The sequence below is a fragment of the Syntrophomonas wolfei subsp. methylbutyratica genome (genome assembly GCF_001570625.1).
GTDB classification, from domain to species: domain Bacteria; phylum Bacillota; class Syntrophomonadia; order Syntrophomonadales; family Syntrophomonadaceae; genus Syntrophomonas; species Syntrophomonas methylbutyratica.
Window position 1 is genome coordinate 61,629 of the sequence record NZ_BBQT01000018.1, and the last position, 8,187, is coordinate 69,815.

Sequence of the window (8,187 nt, forward strand, 5' to 3'; positions counted from 1 at the left end):
ACACCTCACATTCTATTTGCAGCGTTATCATAATACATTAACAGTGCGGGGTCTTCCTGAAGGATAGTTTCCGGCAGGCGGTCACCGACCTTTACAATAAGGGAATAGTTCCGTTCCTTCCAACATTCGTCGAAGCCAACTCGGATTGCCTCGGTACGGGCATTTTTGATACGTCCGGTCCCTTTTGCGTAAATATCGTAGAAATCCTTAAGTAGACGTTTCCTACGCAGTTTTTCGAGGTCGGCTTTATCTGAAAGGTCAGGTACATACCACTTTCCGTCGTCGTCCTGGAGGAAATTCTCTTTGAGCATATCAAGGAGTTCCGGCATCTGTTCGAACTTGCTGCGGTGCCAGTCCTGAAGGAATTTCGGCTGTATATCCGAATACGTCTGACGCGCGTGACTTAGTTGGGCGTTCAACCAGATGATCGCGCTCTTTTCATCTATTATGAATAAAGAAAGCTGTTCATCATGCAATTCCAATTCCTGGCGGCGCTCGTCGTATTCGTTGACTTGGTCTGGCAAAAAGTACATTCCATCACGCTGTATAAACCTCTCCCGAAGACCTGCATAGAAAGTATGAGAATCTACCGGAACAGGAATTCCGTTCATAATATGATAAGCAACCATACGGTCAAAAAGCAAGTAATCCTGCCGTTCAGAGACCACTTCGATTTTTCCTGTGGAATCCGGAGCTATTGGTACATTCTGTAAATGCTGGCTTACAAATTCCCAGGCCATCTCCGGGTCGCCTGCATGTTCGGTAAATTGCCGAACAAAGGAGTCCCTCGGTTTGTAGGCAGAGATAACAAGGTCTTGTTTAACGGCAGATGAGTAAATCAGTTGTTTAGTTGTACCTTTACCCTTATCTAAGGTACGCACATCAGCGATTATGAACCCAGCAGTTTGTAATGCTTCTTGCAATGCATTCCAAACAGAATTCTGCGAATTGTGAAATTCTATTGTAATCCAGCGGTGTGGCTTAAGAACACGATACATCTCGTGAAAACATTTAGACATCAGCTGTTGATATTCGCTTAACCCCTTACCCTGTGCTTTGTTTATTATAGCTTCACTTTGATTTGCTCCATACACTCGTAACCACATGTCAGTAAAATAATTAAGCTCTGAATACATTAAGTTTTCACCAAAAGGTGGATCAACAAAAATATAATCTACTGAATTTTCCGGGATTTTAATATTCTCTGCCGACTGTGTAGAAATGATAAAACTATCATTGTTAAACTCATCAACAAAATCGACCTTATAAGCAGTTTCCATCTTTTTTAGTCTTGAATTAATGTTTTTCAAAACATTAATTTCTCCAAAAATTGGTGGGAAATAAAGGGTCCCTGAAAGAGGGCCAACATTTTTTTCCTTATGCTGAGCCATATATCTTACAAGGCGTGTTGTTCTATTAAAGCATGCTGAAAGTAAAAACATAAAACGATTTCTATATTCAATTTGGAGTTCTTCAGCTCTATTAAATAAATACGAATATATCATCATAGTCTTTCGTGTATAAAGATGATGTTCGTGTGTTATTCCTAACGCAGCAAGATTATTACGTTGATGCGTTTGATGCATATAGGGTATTTCACTGTGGGGAACAAAATACTTGAATTTTGTTTGCTTTACTTTATCAATAAGTAATAAATCCTCATGATCTGGTACTTTTTCATATCTCTTTCCATTATAAGAATAATTAATTAGTACAGGTACTTGTTCAATGATATTTATCGGACAGCCAAGGACATCATCATATTCGCTAATAACCGATGTTTCCATTGATGCTATATCTAATAGTGCACCACAATGAGGACAGGCAAATTCTTTCTTTGCTTTACCTATAGATTTTTGGAAATCATAATCAACAGAATTTTCCCATAAATTTATTTTCTTACTGCAGCTTGGACAAATGTATATTCTTGACCAAACAGTATATTCTATATTCCCACGCGATTCTTTAGATGATCCAAAAGAGTGTGATGTTTTATCCATCCACCCGTATTCTTTTTCACAATCACTCAATATTCCACGAGCCAATAAGAGAAACTCATGTACATTAATCTTGCTATTATAATTACTTGCGATATATGTAGCCGTAGGCGATAAATCGCACAATATTGCTTTTCTTACTCCCCATTTACGATTTGTTTCTGTCGAAGCATACTGCAGTATAAGTTCTTTATCATCAAGACCACATGATTGCGCAGCTAAGCCAGTCATTCCAGTGCCACAAAAACAGTCGAGGACCACATCACCAGGATCGGTGTAATGAAGTATATATTGCATTATAGCTTTGTGTGGCACTTTTGTAGGGTATGAATGAAGCTTATATAAGGGGTCATATTTCCCTTCGTTTACGTCCGCGGCAAAAGGCTCCCGATGATAACCATCTGTCTCTTCATCATATTGTGTGCCCTGCTCACGAATAAAATCCTCTATAAATGGATTCGGGCAGGCAGTGTAATACGGAGGACGAGAGAGTGCAATGATGTCCTCATCCTTCGCAATTGGGAAACCTTCGATATTGCGCACGCGGTCGATATCTTCTTTTGTAAGTTTTCTTTCTTCCATCTCTTTAGACCTCCCCGGAATCTTCTTTGTACTTTGTTTTTACAACAAGTCGTGTCTTTTCCTCATCATGACCTACGAGGTAGCTTTCGATAAGTGCACCCATCTTCTTTTTGAAGTCTGATGGAGTCACCGGCCCCCAAGAAACCATCTCGCGTTCTAAACGTTCAGGATCAACCTCGACACTGTCAAGACCTGAAAGCAGCTCGTTTACGGCTGAGACAAAGTCAGGTGTAATATTTTTGGGAAGCTGTTTCGTCGATATAAGTTCCTCGATGATTTTCTTCTTCGGTTTTGAGAGCAATGCTTTATCATGGTCCAGCATCGGGTCATCTACCGCACTGAATATGGCAGCAGTCCACGAGGAAACGAGTTTCGATAGTTGCTCTTCAATATAATCTAATTTTCCTACGACAGGCTTATCTTTGTCTCCGGGTTTATAACCACAGTGAGAGCAAAATGGTGCTGCCTGAAGTTCGGTTGCTGTACATTCATAGCAAGCCTTTAGCCCGTTAAGATGCACATTCAAAAGTTCTTGATATTGACCAGTGGAGAGAATATCCTTAATACCAAGCAATTGATGGAGCTTGGACATCTGGCCACCGTTTATGATGGTTTGCTTACGCTTAAGTCCTGCATGGTCAAGACGATATAGCTTGTGCTGCTCAAGATAGAAATCGATGTAACTCTTTTTTAAAGCTTCCAGCTCATCTATCAATGCATCCGTTTTGTCTGTGTCATAATCAACATCCATTAGTTCATCGCGCATCGCGAGATATTTATCTTTTGCCGATTGGAAACGGGTTTTGAGAGTAGCATTTCCACCAACCATCGTTTCGGCTGTTGCGAGATATTGCATGATATCCTGAACCGATGCTTTGAAATCCTCTATGGTATGAGCAATTGCCAGAGCATCGATGCCTCGCGTTAGGTTATCAAGCTGCTCGTCGGAATAGTCGAAGTTCTTCAGTTTCGCAGGCGTGCTCCAGCGACTCTGCACATCATTATAAAGAGTGCGGAGCGCATCCATCTCGCGGCAATATTTCTCTGCAAGGTTTGTTGGCACGATTTGGTCGCCCCACAGATATAAAGAGCCTTTAAAAAGCTTATCGTACCGGAAGGTCTCCTCACTGAGCGCCTTGCTACGTTTATAGAGTTCCTGCCAACCATCATCCCAAGAATTAGGATTAACAATCAATCCATCATTGATAGATATGATATTGAACAAACGACGCAAAAGCTGAACGGCAGGCGCTTTGGGCTTTTCGAGACGTTTAAAGTCATACGTTATGCTGGGATTCTTGATAAATTCCTCAACATTCGTTGCATCATAACGCTTGTTGTCAGGACCGACAAGGACACAGTTCCCGCTGTAGACCAGAGCTGTCCAAATGACTGATGTCCAAATAACGCTCAATCGGAATTTTTCGTCAACCATGTCTTGCCCATTGAGGGAGGTCATGATATCGGACGAATTTAGAACACCACCCTCAGGAAGCTGCTTTAATCTTTGAAGATAATGCGCAGCATATTTTGAGTTTTCTACTCGAACCTTACCATCAAGAAGCAGTCCAAGGGATTCGAGAAGCGACTGCCCGAGCTGAGTTGCTTTACCTGCGATGGCGTTAATAGCTTCAGCCCGCATCGTAGCCTGATTATCCTTCGTTACAGGTTTTTTGAACACAGGATAATACGGGTAACGCTCATTAAAATAGCTGCTGAGAGCTTTAGATGCCACGATGCTGATAACATCGCGTACGGTAATCTCGTTCATGCGAGCTCCGCGCAGGTATTCCAGCACTGGCTTTTCAGTGCCAAGGTATGAAATGTAAAAACAGACTGTTTTGTTTTCCTCCAGATAACGGCGAATATCTCTGAGCGTGGAGGTAGCACGTTTTGCATAGGTGGAGCGAGTCTCACCCTGAGCAGACATGACTTCCATTTCCTTGGCACCAGCATATTCTTTCAAAAGCGGGGTGAACTTTTCGCTGTTCTGGAAAGTGAAATAAACCTCATCTTCCTTTGGTTCATCTATTATTTTTGAGCCAAACAATGGGAGCATATATACATAGAAATCCTGCGGAGGTTGTGCCGTTGGTCTTCCACTTGGCAATCCCATAAATAGATACCCTTCACGGAAGATGTTTTTCTCCGTCCAGTTGATTCGATATTCGTATATTTTACGGCCAGTAACGTGTTCAGTGAGCTGCAAATCGGCAGCATCGTACATAACCGTATAGAAATATTGATTCAAACGGTCTTCGCCGAGGAAGTCCGCTTTCTCTTGAATCTTCTTGTCGTAATCAACATCCTTTTTAAGGTCAAGAAAATACTGACCATTATCTTTGTTATATTCAATAAACTGTCCGCTGACAGTGTTCATGATGTCGTGAAGAACGGTTTCAACTGTGGTGAGCAGGAAATCCTCCTCCATGACAGGCAGATGAATGAACAAAGTGAGTTCATCTTTCAGGTTTTGCGCAGTTAAACCGAGCTTTGCATCGAGTACGACAGTCGTCAGACGATGGACGCTTAGTGCGGCAATAATCTGCTGTGCTATAGGCTTATATGCTGGCTTAGGGAAAGAACGTTGAATGATGTCTTCCAACACGCCACTTTTTTGTAGCACCTCATGGACAGCGGGTTCAACGCGCTTTGCTGGGTCTCCCTTAATACGGCTCCAATATGTGTCATAAGAAACAATTCCCGGCTGACCCGCTGGAATTTCCTTATTGATAATTTCACTAATTGTTTCCGAGATGGTTTTTAGCACCTCACGCTTTTCAACGATTACCATCCGTTGAAATGTACTAATATAAGCAGGGTGTATCGGGAATAAATCCACATATTCGTCGAGCTGCTCCGCCATGCTCTGATAAAGCGGGCAGAAAGGAGTCAAATGCTCGCGTATCATGGCTCTCTGCTCCGGTGTTTTTTGAAGAATACGCTGTTTTACAACATAAGCAATATCTTCAGTACGGATAAGAGCCTGCTCATAGCGATCTTTCATTTTTAGCAGCGAATTTGATACATTATGGAAAGTTGGATTTTCAAACAAGACTTCCTGAATACCACTGACAAAACGCAGGCGAGTAGATTTTATAATTTCACCAAGCTCTCGCATAAAGCCGATGTCCTGCATCAGCTCATTATCCTTGCGGCCTTTTAGATAATCCAGCAACTCATCAACGATGATGAGGTATCCCTTCTCGCCGTATTTTTCAGCGAAAGCCGCCATCATTGCCATAAGTGCATCTTTGTTATTTGTAATGTTGCCGACATCGGGGAATTTATAGGTAATGCCACGTCGAGCCAAATCCTGCTCGATGTTACCCGTGATGATGGCACGTAAAGACGCTTCCGTGCTGCCTATTTCAATACGTAGTACTTCAAACTTACCAGCAATAGATTTAGCGGAGGCACGGAATTTCTCGTTTTGTGCTTCTTCAAGATACGCGGAATTTGCAGCAATGGCAGAAATAACACTCATTAAGTGAGATTTACCTGTACCATAGTTTCCAACTACTAAAACGCCCTTATTATCAACGACATCTTCCAATTTTAACTGAGAAATGATTTTAGTAGAAACAAGGTCAGCCATATTGTCACTCATTACATAGCTACGCACGAGTTCTTTTGCTTTTTCATTATCATCTGCGCTTTTAAGCTCAATTACCGTAACAATCGGGTCAAATTGAATTAAATCACTATACTTCATTTTATCGCTCCTTATCTCAAGACGACGTATGTATCCACATAGTCCTTGACGTTGTGTTCTTTAAAATCAAATCTGCTCGGTTCGGAATATGTCAATCTTTCTCCAACAATTTCACCCGGCCATGGTAGATAGAGTCGCTGGTTTCTGCCAAGCTGCAGAAGTAGCTTTATCACATCCAGTCCGTATTCTGGAGCAAAGAGGATGTCTGTGTTTGTAAGGAGGATGTCGCCGTGGTCTTCGTCTAAAATGTTATCCAGCTCACTTGTGATACTGGTGGATAAACCTTCGGTTTTTACCCTTAGCATCCTTTCACTAAGTAGAAGCCCAACATTCACGACAGAAGCATTTACCGGCACGGTCACGTTGTGAGCTAACACGAACACACCTTGCCGCGTCTGCTTAATGACCGCTGGGAAATCTCGACGTCTTATAGTCGTACCCATTCTTGATCGCCTCCCATTCTCATATTACTCGATTTTCGCACTCTCTCCGCTATCGACCCATGCGTCCACTTCCGATATTTTAAACTTATACTGTTTACCGATGCGGCGATACGGAATCACTTCTTTTTTTATCCAAGCTCTAATTGTATCTTTACTTACACCGAGATGTTCAGCAATTTCTTCGAGACTTGACCATTTTTCAGGTTCATTAGTCATGTCTGTTCCTCCTCTTTCTTGTACATACAGTCCATGCCATATTATAATAGCATATCTTGATTAGAACTACAATGTTTTAGTATGATTTGATATGAAATAGTTTGATTAACCTTTAGTATGCCCCATCATAACAAATCCAACAACGATGCTTCTGAAGATTTCCGTTTCACTTCAAGATCCTCAAGACATTTCCGTGCAAGATTGTATTGAATTTTGTATATAAATTTGTCGTCATCGAGAAGTTTGATAAACGTATTGTAGTACTCAGAATCTTCCAACACAGTGGATAATTCAGCTTCAAAATGTCGTCCTGCAACTTCCGGCTCACCGTGAGCTTCAATATATTCACTTGGAATTCGGTTTTCTGGAACAATGTCAACTTCGTCCTCATCACTTCCTATCGGTAACCAGTAATATGTAGTTTCTATGAACTCGTCATATTCAGGCAGGTCTTTCAGTTCGTAATACGAGCCACGGGTAGGCCTTTTAATGCGAGAAAGCAAACATGTAAATAAAAATGAATTCGGCGGGCGTTTGAAGAACATTGGCACTTCGCCCGTATCATATTCTATAATAGGATGCATTTCGTCAAGAAAAGTCCAGTAGCCTTCTGCCTTATCGCATCTGTCAAACAATCCTTCGAGATAAGGAATGAAAATAAATTCGTCCACTTTATCCGGTATCAAATCATTCAACATGAAGAATTGTGAATTCTCACATTAATCCTGCCATAATTCTAAAATTAAAACCACCTCATATTGAGCCATTATGAGTTAATTTTGCAGATTAGCCCATTAAAAAATATTTCATTTCTCATTTTAAAGTGGTATCCAATTTGATTAAACCAAAAGCCGCCAGAATCAAATAACTCCAGCGGCTGACCGGTAGTAAGATTAGAAATTCAATTCACTTTGAGCTTGATAGACAGTTTCTTCATCAACCTGTCTTTGCTTTTTCTCACAAGCATACAGGAGGCAATTTGTAGCCAGGCTGTTTACCAGCCGTGGTACTCCATTGGTAACGCCATAAATAGCTTCCATCGATGGTGCCGTGAAAAGTTCTTCATGTGTACCACCAAAGGCCAGACGGGTTTTCAGATACCCTCCTAATTCATCTTTTTGCATGTTACTCATCATATGTTTCACTACAATCCGCTGCCTTAAAGGATTATTCACATTCAAGGCTAACTTGCTGCGAATCAAGGGTTGTCCATATCCCAGCAATTATTTTATCG

General features: G+C 41.4%; 6 protein-coding genes. All 6 read right to left on the bottom strand.

The window, feature by feature from the left end:
- Positions 1-5 precede the first annotated feature (5 nt).
- The 6 genes from AWB54_RS11990 to AWB54_RS12015 all read right to left on the bottom strand — a co-directional run bounded on the left by AWB54_RS11990 (position 6) and on the right by AWB54_RS12015 (position 8,155).
- Positions 6-2,579, bottom strand: coding sequence for a DNA methyltransferase (locus AWB54_RS11990; protein ID WP_061214833.1), 2,574 nt, complete (start codon positions 2,577-2,579; stop codon positions 6-8).
- A gap of 4 nt (positions 2,580-2,583) precedes the next feature.
- Positions 2,584-6,294: a DUF6079 family protein gene (locus AWB54_RS11995; protein ID WP_061214834.1), complete on the bottom strand. Its 3,711-nt coding sequence runs from the start codon at positions 6,292-6,294 to the stop codon at positions 2,584-2,586.
- Positions 6,295-6,305: 11 nt separating this feature from the next.
- Positions 6,306-6,737, bottom strand: a complete 432-nt coding sequence (gene brxF / locus AWB54_RS12000; RefSeq protein ID WP_061214835.1) for a BREX-3 system P-loop-containing protein BrxF — start codon at positions 6,735-6,737, stop codon at positions 6,306-6,308.
- Positions 6,738-6,761: 24 nt separating this feature from the next.
- Positions 6,762-6,953 carry a helix-turn-helix domain-containing protein gene (locus AWB54_RS12005; protein ID WP_061214836.1) on the bottom strand — a complete coding sequence of 64 codons (192 nt, stop codon included), beginning with the start codon at positions 6,951-6,953 and terminating at the stop codon, positions 6,762-6,764.
- A 125-nt stretch (positions 6,954-7,078) separates the two neighbouring features.
- Positions 7,079-7,651, bottom strand: coding sequence for a hypothetical protein (locus AWB54_RS12010; RefSeq protein WP_061214837.1), 573 nt, complete (start codon positions 7,649-7,651; stop codon positions 7,079-7,081).
- Positions 7,652-7,846: 195 nt separating this feature from the next.
- Positions 7,847-8,155 carry an AAA family ATPase gene (locus AWB54_RS12015; protein ID WP_153014723.1) on the bottom strand — a complete coding sequence of 103 codons (309 nt, stop codon included), beginning with the start codon at positions 8,153-8,155 and terminating at the stop codon, positions 7,847-7,849.
- Between the last annotated feature and the right edge of the window lie 32 nt (positions 8,156-8,187).

Coding starts and splice junctions, on each gene's coding strand:
- AWB54_RS12010 (WP_061214837.1), bottom strand. CDS start 7,651: ATGTTGAATGATTTGATACCGGATAAAGTGGACGAATTTATTTTCATT.
- AWB54_RS11990 (WP_061214833.1), bottom strand. CDS start 2,579: ATGGAAGAAAGAAAACTTACAAAAGAAGATATCGACCGCGTGCGCAAT.
- AWB54_RS11995 (WP_061214834.1), bottom strand. CDS start 6,294: ATGAAGTATAGTGATTTAATTCAATTTGACCCGATTGTTACGGTAATT.
- brxF (WP_061214835.1), bottom strand. CDS start 6,737: ATGGGTACGACTATAAGACGTCGAGATTTCCCAGCGGTCATTAAGCAG.
- AWB54_RS12005 (WP_061214836.1), bottom strand. CDS start 6,953: ATGACTAATGAACCTGAAAAATGGTCAAGTCTCGAAGAAATTGCTGAA.